Here is a 20,304-nt window from a genome sequence, read left to right as displayed (position 1 = left end):
AATACTAAGTCCAAAACTTTGAGAGGTGGATTTATGAGTACGACAGATATCGCAGTGATCGGCGAAGCATACAGATTTAACGGGGTACGCACGGCAGACGAGCTTTTTGATGCGTTATGCGGTAAAAAGGTTCTTAAAACAAGGATCAAAGCTCCGAATATATTTGATCAGAGTGCTTCATATGTTCCGTACAGATCAATGCTGGATGATATACAGTTGTTTGATGCAGAGGCATTTGGGATAGACAGTGAAGGCGCAGCAATACTTGACCCTCAGATAAGGATCCTGCTGGAATGTGCATGGGAGTGCCTTGAAAGCGCAGGCTGGTCTGTCTCGGAGAATACTCCGAGAAACATCAGCGTGTTTACAACAGCTTCATTGAGCAGCTATCTATTGAACAATTTGCTCAATAATGCCGAGGCTCTCAGCAAGCACAGCCATATAGAGCTGCTGGATCGTAATGACAGAAACGTTATTTCGTCAATGATATCAAAGATATTCGGTCTGCATGGTGAGAGTATGTCTGTGCAGAACGGGAGTACAAGCTTTCTGCAGTGTGTCTGCCTTGCCTGTGATTCGATCATAAGCGGCAGATGCAATGCAGCAATTGCAGGCGGAGCATCGGTATGTGTTCCGCAGAAAGCAGGATATGTATATCATGAGGGCGGACCTCTTTCCGGAACAGGAAAAAACAATGTGTTCGGAAATGACTGTGACGGTCTTATACCTGCTTCGGGTGCGGGAATGTTTCTGCTTAAACGTCTTGACGACGCTTTAGCAGACAATGACAACATTTTAGCGGTGATAAAAGGCTATTCCTGTGGATATGCAGCGGACAGAAAAGGCAGAAAAGAGCTTATACATGATGCATACAGAGCAGCTGATGTTGCTCCGACAGATATCTCATATGCAGAGATCACCGGTACCGGGATCATGGCAAAAGATATTGAGGAGATAAGATGTTTATCCGAAGTGTTCACTGAAGAAGGTGCAGCAGGCTCATCATGTTGTCTTGGTTCGGTAAGTGCCAATACAGGATATGCAGGTGAGGCATCGGGGATTGCAGCTATGGGCAAACTTGTTCATATGCTGAGAAACAGGGTTCTCATCCCGCAGGCAGAATATACCATCCCCTTTGACGGATTTCCTTATGACGGAGCATTTTACATAAATGATTCGGCTGAAGCAGTTGAAAAGGCTGAAGGCTGTATGTGCCTGAATCATGTGAGCGAATACGGAAACAACATTCATATTATTCTTGCGGAAGCTCCTGAGACTGATACGGAGACAGAAGTACAGGATAACGGATATGTTCTTCTTTCAGCTGATTCCAAGGTTTCATTAATGGCGTTGAGAGATCAGTATATTCGTGCTATAGAGCTTGATCCTGACATGAATGCAGCAGATATTGCGTATACAACTCAGATTTCACGTTCACAGTACAGATTCAGGGCTTGTATAAAAGCAGGTGATATTAAAGAATTACATTCCGGTCTTCAGGATATCGATATAAAAGAGTTTTCTGACTGCCCTTATTATCAGCCTGATGAAAATGCAGATATAGAAGAACTTATCGATAAGTGGAATGAAGGCTATAATATCGACTGGAGTGCCTACTATAAAAACAGAAAGCACGGCAGAAAGATTAGGCTCCCGTTATATCAGTTTGACAGAAAGCAGTTCTGGTATGAGGCAGCCGAGCCCGGAGCTGCATCTGTCGTATCATTTGAAAAAAGTACAGAGAGCAGCGATCCACCTGCTGAAAAAACAGCAAAGACATTATATGAAAGACCTGATCTGTTTACGGAATATGTTGCTCCCGAGAGTGAGATAGAGCAGGAACTCTGTGCAATATGGAGTGATCACCTTGGAATAAGAAATGTCGGAGTTAACGATAATTTCATGGAGCTGGGCGGAAATTCCATTATTGGAACTCAGATCCTTAACCGTATACAGCAGAAGTATCCTATTGATATACAGATAAGTACATTTATCAAAATGCCCACTGTAGCGCAGCAGGCAGAATTTATCGACGAGGAGCTCGAAAAGATAATAAACGGTATGGATTCGGATTTTTCATTTATGTGAAATACGCGGGATCATGTGACATAAGATGATAATTCATTATAGCAAGGCTCTAAATGCATATAATATTAAAAACAGGAGGAAATGCAAAAATGGATCTGATGGAAAAAAAGAAGCAGCTTTTAAGCCGGTACAGAAGCGGAAAGATGTCTGTATTACAGGAAAACAAGGTCTTAAAGCACAGAGCTGAAAATGAAATGGTCCCCTTGACATTTCAGCAGAACAGAATGTGGTTCATAAATAAGCTTATCCCCGGATGTATAGCTTATAATATACCGATGGCGATAAAGATCGTCGGAAGTCTTGATATTGAAGCTTTTGAAAAGGCGATAAATGTTCTTGTGGAGAGGTATGATATTCTCAGAACAGTTTTCAAGGATTATGACACCTATACGGTACAGGTAGTTGTTCCGGAATTACACGTTAGTGTCGGTTATGAAGCACTTGACGGCATGAGCGAAGCTGACCGAAGGGAATACATAAAGGAGAAAATGCACCATGAAAGCCTCCGCCCTTTCGATCTTGAGAACGGACCCCTTATCAGAGTTAATATATGGAGACAGAATGACAATGAGAATATGGCGCTGATAAGTGTTCATCACATAATTGCCGATACATGGACAATATCCATGTATCTTACAGAATTATGCAGAATATACGATATGATCGTGAACAACAAGCCTGTTGCTCTCGAAGCTCCTGAATTTCAGTATGCTGATTTTGCCTGCTGGCAGAACAAGTACTTTACAGGAGAGGTCCTCAGAAAACAGATGGAGTTCTGGAGCGAGCAGCTGAAGGATGCACCTACAGTTATTGAGCTTCCTACCGATCATCAGAGAATGGCGATCGAGAATTTCAAGGGCGGACTTGAGAAGTTTGCTATCCCTGCCGATCTTATGAAAAAGATCAATGATCTTACGGCAGGATATGATGTTACACTGTATATGTTCCTTATGAGCGTATTCCAGCTGATGATGTACAGATATACCAATCAGAAGGATATTCTTGTCGGAACTCCTATCGCAAACAGGACAAAGAGAGAGTTTGAGAAGATAGCGGGATTTTTCTCAAATACAGTTGTTATTCGAGGTAAGATCAGTGAAGAGATGAGATTTACTGATTTTATGTATGCTCTGAAGGAGAACATCCTCAATGCTTTTGAGAATCAGGAAATGCCCTTCGAGAAGATCGTTGACGAGCTCAAACTTGAACGTGATATGAGCGTAAACCCTTTGTTCCAGGTCATGTTTGTTCTGCAGAATACTCCATTTCCCGAGGTAAAAGCCGGAGATATTACTCTTGAGCCTCTTGATTTCCATAACGGAACGTGTAAATTTGATCTGTGGCTCTCGATAATCGACTGTAATTCCGTAATGGAATGTGTAATGGAATACAACAGCACCATCTTTGAGCGTTCTACGATATTGAGAATGATAAAGAACTATCTTAAATTACTTGAAGAGATAGTAGCTGATCCCGAAAAGAAAGTTACAGATTATGACATAATAAACGATAGCGAAAAGCAGCTTATAATGCATGACTGGAATAATACCCGGCATGATTTCGGAAGGTCTCCATATCTGCACAGACTGATCGAGGAAGCTGCACAGAAGTATGGAGATAAAACAGCTGTTCGCTTTGAGGGGGAAACGCTGACTTATGCTGAATTGAACAAACGAGCAAATCAGCTTGCAAGATATATCAGATCAAGAGTAAGCGGTACTGAGAACCTCATAGGTGTGTGCCTTGAGCGTTCGCTTGAAATGGTGATCGCACTGACTGCTATTATCAAATCGGGCAATGCTTATGTATCACTTGATCCTACTCTTCCCGAAGATCGTCTTTTATACATGATAGATGATTCGGATTTTGCATTTATGGTAACAGTAGACAAACACAGAAGTATGCTCGGCATAGATGACAGCAGATGTATCTCGCTTGACAGCGGATGGAGTTCTGTGGAAACGATGCCCGGAAATGATATCGAAGATGTCGTGCTTACGCCTGAGAGCCCTGCTTATATGATCTATACATCAGGCTCTACCGGCAAGCCAAAGGGATCTATAAATACTCACAAGGCGATCACCAATCGTATCCTCTGGATGAAGGAATATCTCGGTGTTACAAGCGAGGACAGGATACTTCAGAAAACTCCGTACAGCTTTGATGTTTCGGTCTGGGAGTTCTTTCTGCCGCTTATTACAGGTGCCGAGCTTATCGAGGCGAAGCCGGAGGGCCATAAGGATAATATTTATCTTATGGATATTATCGAGAGAGAGAAGGTAACGATAATGCATTTCGTTCCCTCGATGCTCCGTGTTTTCCTGGAGAGCCTTGACAGGAACAAGTGCAGAAGTCTTGAAAAGGTGATATGCAGCGGCGAGGCACTTCCCTTTGAGCTCCAGCAGCGATTTTACAGACTATTTGATAAAGCTGAGCTGCATAATTTCTATGGCCCGACAGAAGCAGCTGTAGATGTGACCTACTGGCACTGTCCGCGTGACTGCAGCAATGAACTGGTTCCCATTGGTAAGCCGATATCGAACTGCAAGCTGTACATACTTGATAACAATATGCATCCGGTTCCTATTGGTGTCCACGGAGAGCTGTATATAGGCGGTATCTGTCTCAGTAAGGGATATCATAACCGTGAAGAGCTCACAAAGGAGAAGTTCGTTCCGGATATCTTTGGTGATCAGGGCGATCTGCTTTACAGGACAGGAGATATTGTTAAATACCTTCCTGACGGAAACATTGCCTTTATCGGAAGATGTGACAATCAGGTCAAGATCAAGGGCTTCAGAATAGAGCTTGGCGAGATCGAAAAATGTATATCGGCTCATGAAGATGTTCAGGATGCTGTTGTTGTTGTAAAGGATATAAGAATAAATCAGAGCCACCTTGAAGGCTCTGCTTCCATCGGTCAGCGACTGGTTGCATATATCAAGCCAAGGACAGAAGAGATATCACAGAGCAATGAGGCTCTTGACGAATCACAGGTAGATCAGTGGAAAAATGTTTTTGATATGGCTTATGAAAAGGAGCAGTCTGATAACCCGCTTTATAATTTCATTAGTTGGAACAGCAGCTATACCAATGAGCCATTCCCACTTGAGAACATGATCGAATGGGCAGATGAAACTGTCACCACCATAAAAAGTGTCAAGCATGACAGGATACTTGAGATAGGATGTGGAACAGGTCTGTTGTTCTTCCGTCTGGCAGATCACTGTTCGGAATATGTGGGTACAGATATATCTCAGAATTCACTTGATTATATCCGAAGATGCGCTGAAGGCAGAAAAGAAGGCATATGTGATTTTGAACTTCATAAATGTTCGGCTGATGATATCTCGGCTTTTGAAAACAAAAAATTTGATGTGATCGTTATCAATTCTGTTGTACAGTATTTCCCGAGTGTTCATTATCTGTACGATGTGCTCAGCAAGCTTGCAGGTTTACTGAGCGAAAACGGTCATATATTCATCGGTGATGTGAGAAACAATGAATTGTTGTCGGATTTCCACCATTCAGTGGAGCTGTTCAAAATGCACTCGTCCACTCCTGTGATAGTGTATAAGGAAAGAGTACAGAGAATAATCGAGAAGGAAGAAGAACTCAACGTAAGTCCGGCATTCTTCAGATATGCTGCCGATAGTATAGAAGGACTTAAAAATGCAGCAGTAATGCTGAAAAGAGGCTCATATCTGAATGAGATGTCAAAGTTCAGGTATGATGTGCTTCTTTCAAATGCCGAGCCAGCAGAAAAGCCGGTAGTCAAGGATATCAGTTCATTCAGTCTCCCACTGGAAATGATCAGGGAGGAGCTTGATAAATGCGAGGATAATGCTCTGCTGATAAAGGGTATTTCCAACAGCAGGATCGATGACGATGTGCTCATATCCGAATTGGCAGAAGGAATGGATGATAATGTTCCGATAAGTGTATTGAAGCAGGAGATAAGCATAAGAAGCAAGAAAGCCATTGATCCTAATACGCTCATAAGGCTCGCCAAGGAAAAGGATATGAAATGCATCTGCCTCATATCGGAAAATGACAGAAAGTGTTATGACGCCCTGTTTATGAGCAATGAACATGATCTTGATGAAGTGATCACATCAGCTGCGACAAGCGTAAAGGATATCCGCACCTGTGCAAATGCTCCCGAGGAGTCCAACAGAGTAAGACAGCTGGTACCTCAGGTAACCAAGCTGCTGAAATCCCAGCTCCCTGAGTATATGATACCGTCGTTCTTTGTGATAGTATCAGATTTCCCTGTAAACTCCAACGGCAAGCTCGATCAGAGCAAGCTCCCCGACCCTTCCACTATCAAGCTGCTTGACGATGAAAGTTATGTAGCTCCTTCGACTCCTATCGAGAAAAAGATCGCTCAGGTATGGGCAGAGATACTTGGCATCGAAAAAGTCGGAATCAGAAACAATTTCTTTGAAATGGGCGGCGATTCGATCCTGTGTATCAGGTCCGTTTCAAGAATAAATAATGCAGGTATAAAGATCACTCCCAGTGATGTATTCCAGAACCCAACCATAGAGGAGCTTGCAAAGATAGCTGCTGTATCCGACGGAAATGAGGACGAGGATATTATTGCTGAGCCATGGTCTATGGTGACGCCCGAAGAAAAGGAAAAGATCAATGCTCATTTTGATGATGATATCGAAGATGCATATCCTCTGAGCCCGTTCCAGATGTATATGTACAAAAAAGTCACAAATGAGCCTGAGTACGGCGAATTTGTAATGCAGAAGGTAATGACTCATTCCGAAGCCCTTGATATAGATGGTTTCGAGAAGGCTTTCCAGTATGTAGCATCAAAGACGCCCATAATGAGGACATCATTCTGGTGCCCCGAGCCGGGAAAGGTGTTACAGGTGGTTCACAAGACAACAAGTCTTCCCTTCAGGTACATTGATCTGACGGAAGTTCGTCCCGAAGATCAGCATACTCATGTTAAGGAGTATCTGCTTGAGGACGAGAGAAGAGGACTTGAGACCGACAGACCCTGCCCGTTCAGACTCTGTGTAGTAGAGTATATAAAAGGCAATTATATGCTTATTATGACCAATAGCTATCTCTGTATAGACGGCTGGTCACTCAGGACGATAATGGAAGAAGTATTCATGGTATACAATTCTGTATCGAGCGGAGTAGAAATGATCTCTTATCCTGAACATCGTTCGTACAGGGATTTTATCCGTTGGGTGAATTCTCAGGATATGGAAGCCGCCGAGGAATTCTGGAAGGGCTATATGTCAGGATATAAAAAGTTTGAGATCATAAAGGAATACAAGCACGGCCAGATTTACGACGAGGAAGGCTACCTCAGATACAGTACCTTCATAGACGGTATGCTGAAGAATGCTATCGAGATGTTTGCGAAGAAAAACGGTCTTACTCCGAATATTGTTTTCCAGGCTGCATACTCGCTGCTGCTTGCATTGTATTCAGGCAAAAAAGAAATATGCTACGGAAACCTCGTAAGCGGAAGACCTGCACAGCTGAAAGGTGTTGAATCCATAGTCGGTACCAATCTTAATATAATCCCGTTAAGAGTAAATATCCCCGATGATGTCAAGCTTGTATCATGGTGCAAGGAGATAATGAGCAACCAGAGCAGTACGAGAAAGTTTGAGAATATCCCCATATCTGATATAGCGCAGTGGTCAGGATATGATCGTGATGAAAGGATATTTGACTGTTACATCATCTATCAGAATGTTGTAACGCTTTCTGAGGCGGAAAAGCAGGTATCAAGGGAAAGCACGTTCTCTGATGAGTGCTGCCTCAGACTCGGATATCCGCTCAGATTCGATATTTTCCCGACAAGTGATCAGGTAGCTCTTATGACAACATACAAGCAGAAATTCCTGAATAAGGATGATGTAAGAAAAATGCATTCTGATCTGCAGACCATTCTTGAATATCTTATCAATGTTCCGAATGAATTCCTTAAATCAATATACTCAGATCTTAAAAACGAACTTGACATAAAATGAAGCAATAGATAAAGCAAACGATCATATCATATTTTTATGGGAGCTGCGGCGGTTTCGGCAGGTCGCGGCTCTCCATAGAAATGATAAAACCAAAGATGATGCTGCGAATTATTATGAGCTCTCGAGAGTCATATTACAGCAGCACGATCAATTAAGGAGGAAAAAATGGCATCATATTATTACACACCTAACCCGATGAATTATACTGACAGGAATCAGATGGGGTATTCAGACAGCACAGAACAGGATTATAATCAGAGGCAATCAGCCGGGAAGCCGTTCATTTACATCAGAAATATTGAAAAGACATATTTTACGGGTGATCTTCCATATCTTGCCTTAAAAGATATCTCCCTGACTATAGATGACGGAAAGATAACCGTTATTCTCGGTCCTTCAGGCTCGGGAAAATCAACACTGATGAACATTCTTGGCGGTATCGACTACTGTGATAACGGAGTGATCAATGTTGACAGTGAGGATATCAGCATGATGAACTCCGCACAGCTCACTAATTACAGAATGAAGAAAGTCGGTTTTGTGTTCCAGTTTTATAATCTTATCCCTAACCTGACTGTATATGAGAATGTTGAGGTAGCTGCAAATCTTACAGGTAATCCCAATGAAAACAAAATACTGAAGAGAAGAAGGAATTATCGTGAGATAATGAACGCGCTTGAGGCAGTGGATATGTGGCAGATGAAGGACCGTTTTCCCAAGGAGCTCAGCGGAGGTCAGCAGCAGCGTGTTTCTATTGCGAGAGCTATAGTAAAGAAGCCGAGAATGCTGCTGTGCGATGAGCCGACCGGTGCGTTGGATGTTGAAATGTCGATTCAGGTCATGAAGGTCCTCAAAAGACTTAATGCGGAACAGAGGACTAATGTTATCATTATCACGCATAATCCGGTTATAGCCGAAATGGCTCATAAGGTCATAACCATCAAAAACGGTACGATCGCCGAGGAACGTATCAACGAGAACCCTAAGAGTGTGGAGATGATAGAATGGTAAGAAAGATTCCTCATTTTATACCGGTTCTTCATCGTAAAGTGTTAAGAACTATTTTTGATAATAAACTTGTATATATCGGCGTAGTTATCCTTGTATTGCTTGGTTCGATGCTTTACACTTCATTCAATGTTTCAGCGAGCAATCTTGATAAGGAGATAAAAGATTTCAGATCAAGATGCTGTCAGGAGGATGTTAATTTTACTCTGCAGGAACCTCTCAGCGAAAAAAGAATGAGTGCTCTTGAATCAAAATATGATGTCGTTATCGAAAAAAGAAAGATCGCGAATTATGAAAAAGACGGAGACACAGTAAGAGTACTTGAAGCTACTGAAAAGATCAATAAATATGAGGTGATCTCGGGAGAAGATATCTCAAAATCCGGAGAGATACTTGTGGATAAGCTATATGCTGATGCTCATAAGCTTTCGGCCGGTGATGAGATAACTCTGTATTCAAAGAAATACAAGATCAAAGGCTTTATGGCAGAGCCTGACTATCTGTTTATGCTCAAGACCGACAGTGATATGGTAGTCAATCATAAGACCTTCGGTATCGCAATAATGTCCAAGGATGATATTGCAAAGATAAAAGACGGTTATGATTACTATATGCTGAGAAGGAATGATGATAATGATGAAGATGTGCTTGATGAGATAAAAGCTGATCTTAATTCAGATAATATCGTCCTTGATTACCGACTTGCAGAGGATAATGTCAGGATAACCACCATTGACGGTGATATAACCACATTTATACAGTGCTCGGGACTGGTGCCGACAGTGATACTCATCATATGCTGCCTTCTCGTGGCGGTATTCCTTTGGAGGATAATCCGAACGGAGTATACAATGATCGGTACATTGTTTGCAATAGGCTACAATAAGCGTAAGATAGTAGGCGAATATCTTGCGTTCCCCATATTTATCTCTCTTCTGGGTGGTCTGCTGGGCACCATACTGGGAATACCGTTTTCCAAGACTGTGATCGGCATGGTGTTTGAGAATAAATACAGTATGCCGGGCGTACTCAGCAAGGTAGACCCCAAATACCTGCTGATCAGCCTTATCCTTCCGTATATCTTTATGATCCCTGTGACCCTTTTTGTTATTCTTTCCGCACTGAAGCTGACTCCTGTCAATCTTATGAGAAATGTGTCAAAGGAGAAAAATATAGGTATACTTGAGAAACTGCTGAAGTTTAAGAATATGAGCTTTGACCTGAAGTTCACGCTCAGGGAGGTTTTGCGTAATATCAGGCGTTGTCTTATCGTTTTTGTAAGCATACTCTTTGCCTCTCTGCTGCTTCTTTTCGGCTTTACTGCCAATGATTCAGTAAGCTATATGTATGATAGTATGAAGGGAACATATGTCAATCAGTACAATTATTACTTCAACTCTATACAGGTCGATCAGCCTGAAAAGGGCGAGAGACAGAATTTCTCAAAATTCGCAGTAGAAGATGATTACGGCAAAGAAGTGACTATTACGATTTTTGGAATAGATTCAAAAGCAAAGCTTGTCAAGTTCAAGGATGAGGGCGGAAAGAGGATCAAGCTCTCTAATACTGTTATCTCGAGCGGCATAGCTGAAAAGTTGAACATAAAGGAAGGCGATCTCCTTTATGCCGAGAATAAGCTCACCGGTAAAGAGATAGAAGTCGAGATCGATAAGATAGCTGAGGATTATAACTATTACATATATATGCCTATCGATCAGTTTAACGAGATCAATGAATATCCTGAGGGCAGCTATATAAGTCTTATATCCAATGACAAGCTCAATATCGATAAGGAAAAGATACTCAACGTTCTTGATGCTGACGATCAGCAGAAGGGATATAAAGAGTATACCAAGACATTCAAGTCATTGATAAATATTGTAAGTATCATTGCTTTCATAATAGGTGTTGTGGTCATCAATATCATTATCACTATATCTGTGGAAGAAAACAAAAACAATATCTCAATGATGAAAGTCCTCGGATATCATAATAAAAAAATCATCTCCCTTATGATAAGATATAACATCTTTATTGTCATCGCGGCATACCTGCTTTCAGTCCCGATAATAAAGTATCTTATCAAGCAGCTTTTCGATATTCTGGGTGAAAGTATGAATGCAGTTATTCCTGTAAAGCTTTATTCGCACAATGTGCTGATAGGTTTTCTTATAATCCTTCTGACATATGAGGTATCAAAGTTTATCAGTGTACGCAGAGTATTTAAAATATCGATGGTTGATAGTTTAAAATCCAAGAATGAATAAAACATCGGACGATAGTGAGAAATATGAAACTTGTATATTATTCAAAATCGAGAGTATATATGATACGGTCATCATATATGGGGATGATCAATTATTCGTATATTATAATAGATGATTCGACGGGAAAGGTCGGTATCATAGATCCTTCATGGAATTCTTCCGATCTTGAGCTTTTTCTGTTGAATACAGATTATAAACTGGATGCGGTACTGCTGACCCATTCACATATGGATCATGTCTGCGGAGTGGACAGGCTTATTGCGGAATACGATGCAAGCGTTTATATTTCAGCCGAAGAGGCAAGATACTATGATTACCGCTGTACAGGTCAAAGCGTTTTCCGAGATCATGAAACTATTATTCTCGGCAGTCTTGAAATAAACTGTCTGGTAACCCCCGGGCATACAAAAGGAAGTACCTGTTATCTTGTGGATGGTGCGCTTTTTACGGGCGATACGTTGTTCATAGAGGGGTGCGGGATATGCTTTGGAGACGGCGCAGATCCGTATGAGATGTACAGGAGCGTTCAGAGACTTAAAGGTCTTGATGAAGATATAAAGGTATTTCCCGCTCATTCATATGGAAGCAGCTTCGGCAAGACTATCAGAGAGCTATATAAAAGCAACATCTATTTTTCCATTGAAAGAATGGATCAGTTTGTTGCTTTCAGGCAAAGGGCAAATCAGAACAATATATTTGATTTTAAGTGATACAGCTGTACTATGCTGTGACAAACGATCAAGGAGGAGAAAGATGGAAGTCAAGAAAGTCGGTATAATCGGAGCTGGCGTAATGGGAATGGGCATAGCTCAGAAAATGATATGCTATGATAAAGAAGTTATACTTGTGGATAACGATGCTTCTGTAGTGAACAGCGTGAAAAACAGGATACAGAGGAATATGATGATCGCAAGGATCACCAATAAGGATAATACAGATATAGCTCATGCATTGAGTCTGCTCAGCGTGACGGATGATTATTCTGCATTAAGCGGATGTGATCATATTATCGAGAATATCCCCGAGAATGAGGATATGAAGTATGAGGTGTACCGGAAGCTGAGCGATATAGTATCTGAAAACTGTATCTGCATGGCGAATACCTCTTGTATCTCAATAACCAAGATAGCAAAGTGGCTTGGTAATTCCCAAAATGTCATCGGTGTACATTTTATGAATCCCGTACCACTTCAGAAGTTTGCCGAGGTCATAAAGGGTAATTTTACATCTGATGATACTATTGAAAAGGTGAAAAGCTTCTTGAAGGAGATAGAGATCGACTGCACCGTTATAAATGACAGTGTCGGATTCGTATCGAACAGATTGTCCCATTTATTCATGAACGAGGCTATAAACCTTGTTATGGAGGGCGTTGCAACGCCTGAGCAGATAGATCAGATATTCACCGAAGGCTTTCATCACAGCATGGGACCGCTCCATACTGCTGATCTTATAGGGCTTGATACTGTAATGTACTCGCTTAATGTGCTTTATCAGAATTATCAGGATCCCAAGTACAGATGCTCGCCTCTGCTGAGAAAAATGGTGGACAGCGGGCTCCTCGGAAGAAAAAGCGGCAAAGGATTTTTTGAGTATTACTGATACTACTGACGGACAAAAGCATTAGGTGCGGCTGTTATATGATTATAGTATGTATGTAAAAGGAGAGCGTAAATGGGAAAGATAAAATGTGTTGTATGGGACCTTGACAACACTGTCTGGGACGGAGCACTGACAGAGGGCGAGGTCACATTGAAGTCTGATATAGTTGATATTATCAGAGAGCTGGACAAAAGAGGTATACTTCAGTCAGTATGCAGCAAAAACGATGCAGGTTATACTATGGAAAAGCTGAAGGAGTTCGGTATAGACGAGTACTTCCTCTATCCTCAGATAAACTGGAATCCTAAGTCAGAAAACATCAGAACTATCTGCAAGTCTTTCAATTTCGGCATAGATGCTATCGCCTTTGTTGACGATCAGCAGTTTGAGCTTGATGAGGTTAGCTTCAATATCCCTGAAGTTCTTTGCATCAATGCTGAGAATGCAGATGCTATTCCTGATATGGATGAATTCATACCCTTGTATATCACCGAAGATTCTAAAAACAGACGTCATCTTTACATGAATGATATAGTCAGAAATGATGAGGAATCAAGATTTGAAGGTACTTCTGAGGAATTTCTCAGTACTCTGGGGATGCGTTTCATAATAAGGAGAGCACAAAAGGAAGACCTTAAACGAGTTGAGGAGCTTACTGTAAGGACACATCAGCTCAATTCAACAGGTACTGTCTATTCCTTTGATGAACTAAACGAAATGATAGGCTCTGATAAGTATGAAGTAATTGTTGTTCAGCTTACCGATAAATATGGTGACTACGGAAAAATAGGAGTATCTGTTATTGAAAAGGAAGAAGGCAAATGGCATCTTAAAATGCTCCTTATGTCCTGCAGAGTTATGTCAAAGGGAGTAGGCTCTGTCCTTCTGAAGTATATCGTGAATTCTGCAATGGATTCAAATGTTAAGCTTTATGCAGATTTTATTTCTACTGATCGTAACAGGATCATGTACGTTACATACAAGTTTACGGGATTCAGGGAGATATCGAAGAACGGTGACGTTATACAGCTTGTTTCAGAAGCCGAAAAGCCTTTTAAATATCCCGATTATATCGACGTTGATGCTGATATAGAGTTTTGATTTTGGAGGAGCAATATGAGTACAAATGAAGAAATGCAGCTTATAGAGGCAGTCAGGGAATTTGCTGAGAATAATCTGAATGATCCCGAGTATCTTGAAAAGTTCTCACCAGAGATGTGGGAAAAGATCGCAGACTTCGGACTGCTTGGTATAACTGTCGATGAAAAGTACGGCGGACTCGGAGAAAGCTATCGTACAGCAGCGGCGGTCTTTGAGAACCTTGGATACAGCTGTAAGAACAATGGGTTCGTTTTTGTGGTGAACAATCATATCTGGGTATCTCAGAACCTGATATATCTTTACGGCTCTGAACAGCTCAAGGATAAGTATCTTTGTGATATGACCGCAGGAAAAAGGATAGGAGCTATCTGTATAACCGAAGCCGAATCGGGCTCCGACGCTCTTAGCATGGTCACAAGGGCAGAAAAAACAGATGACGGTTATATACTTAACGGTAGCAAGGCTTTTATCTCTAACGGACCAATTGCGGACATCTTTATTGTTTTTGCGCGTACAGGAGAAGGAAATAACAAAAGCTTCACAGCCTTTGTTGTGGAAAAGGAGTTCCCGGGCGTGAAGATAGGCGCGGATATCGAAAAAATGGGACTGGGTTCATGCCCGACCTCGGAGATCGTATTTGATAATTGTATGATCCCGAAGGAGAATGTTCTGGGAAGGTACAATTTCGGTTCCCTTATAATGACAATGGCTCTCGAATGGGAAAGGTGCTTTGAGTTCGTTCCCCATATCGGAGCAATGAGAAGAGTCATGGAAAGATGTATCGAACATGTAAGATCAAGACAGCAGTTCGGCAGACCTATCGGAGATTATCAGGCTGTTTCTCATAAAATAGCAGATATGAAGGTAGGGATCGAGATGTCAAGAGCTATGCTTGACCGTATAGTTGATCTGAAGGATAATATGAAGACTGCGTTTATCGATACTTCTATATTCAAGCTATATGTGAGCGAGGCATACATAAAGACCTGCCGTGATGCAATGCAGATCTTCGGCGGATATGGCTATACCAAGGAATATGACATTGAACGTGAGTTGCGTGATGCGCTTGCCTGCAGTATCTATTCGGGAACAAATGAAATGCAGAAGAACACCATTTATAACTTTACAACAAACGGGGAGTCATTATAAATGATTAAAATAGTCGTTTGCCTTAAAATGGTGCCCGGAAAGCTTATTGATGCAGAAAGAAGCGGTCTTATCATCAATCCCTACGATCTTTTTGTGCTCGAGAAGCTTGCCGAGTTCAAAAAAACCACTGATATCAGTGTTATCGGTATTTGCATGGGCGGAGAGAGCGCAAGAGAAGGACTTGTAAGAAGCAAGGCACTGGTTTGCGATGATATATACTGGCTGAACGATATTAAGTTTGCTCAGGCAGATACCATTGCGACAACAAAAACTCTATCTGCGGCAATAAAAAAGTATATTCCCGATGCGGATGCAGTCATATGCGGCGGACATGCTATAGACGGCGAAACAGGTCAGGTGCCTGCGGAGCTGTCCGAAAAGCTCGGGATCACTTATTTTTCATCCGTAGCGGATATAGAAAGCTTCGGTCATGATTCAGCTGTTATCGTGAAAAAAGATGAAGGGTCCGAAATGACTGTCAGATGCAGATATCCTTTCCTGCTAAGTGTGGACAGTTTCCTCACATATGCATCTAATCTGAATATCATTGCACTTAAAAGAGCTCAGAAATGGGAATACAAGATCATAAGCTCGGAAGAACTGGGGATAGCTCAGACTGATTGCGGAGCAGCGGGCTCAAAAACAAAGGTCATAAATTCCGTAAATATCATTTATAAGAAAGAAAGTATCGAGGTCGGCGGCAGTATTAAAGAAAAAGCTGATCACGTTAAGAAGCTTTTACAGCAGTAATTGAGGTGACATATGGATAAAAGAAATATTTGGGTCGTATGTGACGCCTTTGATCATGTGGACAGCTTTACAGGACAACTTATTTCAAAGGCGTATCAGCTCAGCAAAGAGAGCAATGGTTGCGTTCAGGTGATTTTTTTAGGAGATACCTCAGAAGATGAGCTGAAAAGGTGTGCATTATACGGCGCAGATGAGGTCGTCTATCAGCATTGCGAGACTAAAGACGAGAGGCTTTGGCTGGATATACTGAGTGATATATACAGTTCTATTGGTGCTGATGTCATAATGTTTACAAACTCTGATTTTTCAAAAACTCTTTCTTCGTTCTTTGCCTCAAGGTTTGAAGTCGGTCTGACTGCCGACTGTATCGATATATGCTTTGAAGATGAAAACGGATTTGTCTTTGAACGAGCGGCTATGAGCGATTCCGTACAGGCTCGGATAATCTGTATCGATTCTCAGTGCTGTACTTGTACAGTAAAGAAGAATGCTTTTGTAGAGAATGTGATAAATGAAGTAAAAGAACTCAGCATAAGAAAATGGGATTATAAAGGCAGTTTCAATACAGATGATACATATGAAGTTATAAGCTGCGTTAAAAGAGAGATTGAAAACAGCGCTGATCTGGACAATGCAAAAATTGTATTCGGTGTTGGCAGAGGAGTAAAGGATAAAGAGACCTTTGATTTGATTTGTCAGGCAGGGAAAAAATACAATGCTGTTGTCGTGGGAACAAAATGTGTCGTTGATGACGGTCTGCTGCCGAAAAAGTATCAGGTGGGCCAGTCGGGACGCAGCATAGCGCCGGATATCTACATAGCATTCGGTATATCTGGAGCTAACCAGCACCTTGTTGGAATAAGGAATTCAAGACAGATAATAGCAGTGAATAATAATGAGAATGCTCCTATATTCAATATTGCAGATGTAAAGATAGTTGCTGATGTAAAGGAGTTTATAAAGGAATTCTCAGAATAATCTATTGTTTATGACATGAAAAGGAAGAAAAGATGTATAAATCTATTGTTTTTATGTTTGCAGGGCAGGGAACTCATTATTACCATATGGGAGCTGATCTGTTCAGTAAAGACCTTGTTTTCAGACAGAATATGCTTCGGCTGGACGATATCGTCAGAAAGGAATGCGGCTTTTCGGTCATAGACAGGTTATATGACGAAGAGCACCGAAAAACAGATGATCTTACAGATCTCGGAACAACTCATCCTGCCATATTTATGACCGAGTATTCACTTGCTCAGGTAATGAGATCTAAAGGCGTCGAGCCCGATTATGTAATGGGGTGCAGTCTTGGTGAAATAGTTGCTCTGGCGGTTGCCGGGGCTGTTTCGGCGGAAGATGCACTGAGATTCGTGATAAAACACGCTCAGACAGTTCAGCAAACAGTTGAATACGGCAGAATGATATCTGTTTTTGCTGACAAGTCGTTTTATTATGAAAATAATGAGCTGAAGCTTAACTGCGAGCTTGCAGGCGTTAACTACAGCGGTAATTTTATAGTTTCGGCGGCACAGGATAAAACAGCAGATGTTACAGCATTCCTGAAGCAAAAAGGTGTTATTTTTCAGGAGCTTCAGGTCAGCTATCCGTTCCACTCGTCAATGTGTATGAGATCAAGGGACGCAATGAAGCAGCTTAACGGAACAATTTCTGTGGGAGTGCCAAAGATACCAGTTATTTCCTGCCTTACGGGAGAGATAACAAATAGCATCGATTTTGAACATATGCTTGACATCCCTGTAAAAACCATGCAGGTCAAGAAGGCTTTTGAAGCTGCCGAAAAAACAGGACCTAAACAGTATGTCGATCTGTGCTTTACAGGTACGATGGCGAACTTCATCAGATATAACGAGCGCAGGGATACTGCGACAGATATCGTGGCAATGGCTTCCATAATGCGTGATTTTTCAGAAAGCTTCAAGAATAACTATGAAAAGATCAAGCTTAATATGGTGGAAAAAGAAAACTATACGGAAAGGAATAGAAAAATGTCCGACACACTGATATATGCATTTCCCGGACAGGGCTCGCAGAAAAAAGGAATGGGTGAGGAACTGTTTGATGAATTCCCCGAATATGTAAGGCGCGCTGATGAGGTTTTGGGATATTCCATCAGGGACCTTTGTCTGAACGACAGCGAGGGAAATCTGAACAAAACAAATTATACGCAGCCTGCACTTTATGTGGTCAATGCGCTGAGCTACCTGAAGAAAATAAAGGAGACAGGCAGAAAGCCTGATTTTGTTCTCGGTCACAGTCTTGGCGAGTATGATGCATTATTTGCGGCAGGAGCATTTTCATTCGAGGACGGTCTCAGACTTGTAAAGATACGCGGTCAGCTCATGTCAGAGATAAAGGGCGGTGCAATGGCGGCAGTCATAGGTCTTGATGAGGAGACTATCAGCAATATCCTTACAGAAAACGGTCTGACAGATCTGCAGATCGCCAATATCAATTCTCCTGTTCAGGTAATTCTTTCCGGAAAAAGAGATGATATCATCGCAGCGGAGCAGCTATATATGGACGCAGGTGCAAGAAAATATGTTGTTCTGAATGTGAGCGGTGCTTTCCATCATGGGAAATACATGAAGGCGGCACAGGATAAGTTTGCGGAATACCTTGATAAGATGACTTTCAACAAGCTTCAGATACCTGTTATCTCAAACTATACCGCTCGTCCGTATGATGATCTGCGCTTAAAGGAGACCCTGAGAGAGCAGATGTCACATGGTGTCAGATGGGTGGAAAGTATTAGATATCTCCTCGCTGAAAACGAGCCTGTATTTGAGCAGATCGGTCCAGGAGACACAGTTTATTCTCTGATGATGATGATAAAGAGAAAGTGTGAGCCATTATCGGAAGAGGAGAGAAAGGCGAATATCCTTGATGATGTCCCTGTTGAAGCAGTAAATGTCCAGGGACCTGAGACCGGTACAAAAAAAGGATTGACCGCCTCGGAGCTTGGAAACATGGCATTCAAGCAGGAATTAGGTCTGAAATATGCTTATCTTGGCGGAGGAATGTATAAGGGGATCGCTTCTCCGCAGATGGTGATACGCTTAGCAAATGCAGGAATGCTCGGATTTCTCGGTACCGGGGGACAGTCTTTCGATAAGATCAGAGAAGGTATAAAGCTTATCCGATCATCTGTTACGGACGGTGCTTTTGGTGTCAACTTCCTTTTTGATCCTGATGATATGAGAAAACAGCTTGAACTTGTTGAGCTTTTCATCCGGGAGGATGTTCGCATTATAGAGGCAGCCGCGTTCATGAGCATAACCATGCCTCTGGTATATTATAAAGCAAAGGGACTGTCGGTAGATCAGACAGGAAATATAGTCCGCAAAAACAAGATATTTGCAAAGATATCGCGGCCTGAAGTGGCAGAAGCTTTTATGAGCCCCGCACCGCAGAAGCTGCTGAATGAGCTTGTTGAAATGGGGAAGATAACGAAGCTTCAGGCTGATATTGCCGCTTCACTTCCTATAGCTGATGCTATAACAGTGGAAGCGGATTCCGGAGGACACACTGATCAGGGCGTAGCTCTTGCACTTTTCCCGGCTATAAAGAAGATATGCGGAAATTGCATGAAAAAATACAATTATGCTGATCGTATATATATAGGTGCAGCCGGAGGAATAGGAACGCCTGAGGCAATGCTTGCGATGTTCATGCTTGGGGCAGACTATGTTCTGACCGGTTCATTGAATCAGTGTACAGTCGAAGCTGATACCAGCGATGCCGTCAAGGATATCCTGCAGAGTATAGGAGTACAGGATACCGGATATGCACCTGCGGGAGATATGTTTGAATACGGTGCAAAGGTTCAGGTGGTAAAAAAAGGCGGCTTTTTCCATGCAAGAGCTAACAAGCTGTATTCGCTTTATTGCAATAATGAGTCACTTGAGGAGCTCGATGAGACTACAAGAAAGAATCTTGAATCAAAATACTTCAAGTGCTCGTTTGACGAAGTTTATAACAAGGTAAAGCAGCATTACGATCAGGATATCATCAGAAAAGCGGATAATAACCCGAAGTATCGTATGTCGTTGATATTCCGCTGGTATTTTCATAATGCTACTGTTTCGGCTATATCAGGAGATATGGATAACAAGGTGAATTTCCAGATACACTGCGGTCCTGCTCTCGGTGCTTTCAATGAGTGCGTGAGGGGTACAGAGCTGGAAAGCTGGAAAAACAGGCACGTTGACAGTATAGGAATTTTCCTTATGGAAGGAACGGCGATGCTGCTTGAGAAAATGATAGGCAGCTACAGTAAATAAATGATTAATTTTATCAGGAGGAAATAA

At 41.9% G+C, this 20,304-nt stretch carries 11 protein-coding genes; all 11 read left to right on the top strand.

Going from position 1 to position 20,304, the window contains the following annotated elements; genetic code table 11:
* Window positions 1-33: 33 nt before the first annotated feature.
* The 11 genes from DSZ37_RS07460 (at window position 34) to fabD (ending at window position 20,277) form a co-directional block, all read left to right on the top strand.
* Window positions 34-2,088 (top strand): beta-ketoacyl synthase N-terminal-like domain-containing protein, encoded by a 2,055-nt coding sequence (locus DSZ37_RS07460; protein ID WP_181380268.1) that lies wholly within the window; start codon window positions 34-36, stop codon window positions 2,086-2,088.
* 89 nt (window positions 2,089-2,177) lie between these two features.
* The gene (locus tag DSZ37_RS07455; protein WP_181380267.1) at window positions 2,178-8,099 is read left to right on the top strand and encodes a non-ribosomal peptide synthetase; all 5,922 of its coding nucleotides are present in this window, start codon (window positions 2,178-2,180) and stop codon (window positions 8,097-8,099) included.
* A gap of 219 nt (window positions 8,100-8,318) precedes the next feature.
* Window positions 8,319-9,110 (top strand): ABC transporter ATP-binding protein, encoded by a 792-nt coding sequence (locus tag DSZ37_RS07450; protein ID WP_109726399.1) that lies wholly within the window; start codon window positions 8,319-8,321, stop codon window positions 9,108-9,110.
* Complete coding sequence (locus tag DSZ37_RS07445) at window positions 9,104-11,374, top strand: ABC transporter permease (protein WP_109726291.1); 2,271 nt, start codon at window positions 9,104-9,106, stop codon at window positions 11,372-11,374. Before DSZ37_RS07450 ends, DSZ37_RS07445 begins: the two co-directional genes overlap by 7 nt.
* Window positions 11,375-11,451: 77 nt before the next feature.
* A complete protein-coding gene (locus DSZ37_RS07440) occupies window positions 11,452-12,084 on the top strand; it encodes an MBL fold metallo-hydrolase (RefSeq protein ID WP_181380266.1) in 633 nt (210 codons plus the stop codon).
* A gap of 43 nt (window positions 12,085-12,127) precedes the next feature.
* A complete protein-coding gene (locus DSZ37_RS07435) occupies window positions 12,128-12,976 on the top strand; it encodes a 3-hydroxyacyl-CoA dehydrogenase family protein (RefSeq protein WP_022495050.1) in 849 nt (282 codons plus the stop codon).
* 72 nt (window positions 12,977-13,048) lie between these two features.
* Window positions 13,049-14,077, top strand: coding sequence for an HAD-IIIC family phosphatase (locus DSZ37_RS07430; protein WP_109726289.1), 1,029 nt, complete (start codon window positions 13,049-13,051; stop codon window positions 14,075-14,077).
* Window positions 14,078-14,092: 15 nt separating this feature from the next.
* Complete coding sequence (locus tag DSZ37_RS07425) at window positions 14,093-15,226, top strand: acyl-CoA dehydrogenase family protein (RefSeq protein WP_109726288.1); 1,134 nt, start codon at window positions 14,093-14,095, stop codon at window positions 15,224-15,226.
* On the top strand, window positions 15,227-15,976 hold the full coding sequence (locus tag DSZ37_RS07420; protein ID WP_109726287.1) for an electron transfer flavoprotein subunit beta/FixA family protein: 750 nt from the start codon (window positions 15,227-15,229) through the stop codon (window positions 15,974-15,976).
* A 12-nt stretch (window positions 15,977-15,988) separates the two neighbouring features.
* Complete coding sequence (locus DSZ37_RS07415; RefSeq protein WP_109726286.1) at window positions 15,989-16,954, top strand: electron transfer flavoprotein subunit alpha/FixB family protein; 966 nt, start codon at window positions 15,989-15,991, stop codon at window positions 16,952-16,954.
* A 32-nt stretch (window positions 16,955-16,986) separates the two neighbouring features.
* Complete coding sequence (gene fabD, locus DSZ37_RS07410) at window positions 16,987-20,277, top strand: ACP S-malonyltransferase (RefSeq protein WP_109726285.1); 3,291 nt, start codon at window positions 16,987-16,989, stop codon at window positions 20,275-20,277.
* Window positions 20,278-20,304 lie beyond the last annotated feature (27 nt).

Source organism: Ruminococcus flavefaciens (assembly GCF_900116855.1).
In the GTDB taxonomy this organism is placed as follows: domain Bacteria; phylum Bacillota; class Clostridia; order Oscillospirales; family Ruminococcaceae; genus Ruminococcus; species Ruminococcus flavefaciens_R.
The sequence above is the reverse complement of the archived record's forward strand: the minus strand, read 5'-3'. Positions and strand labels throughout refer to the sequence as shown.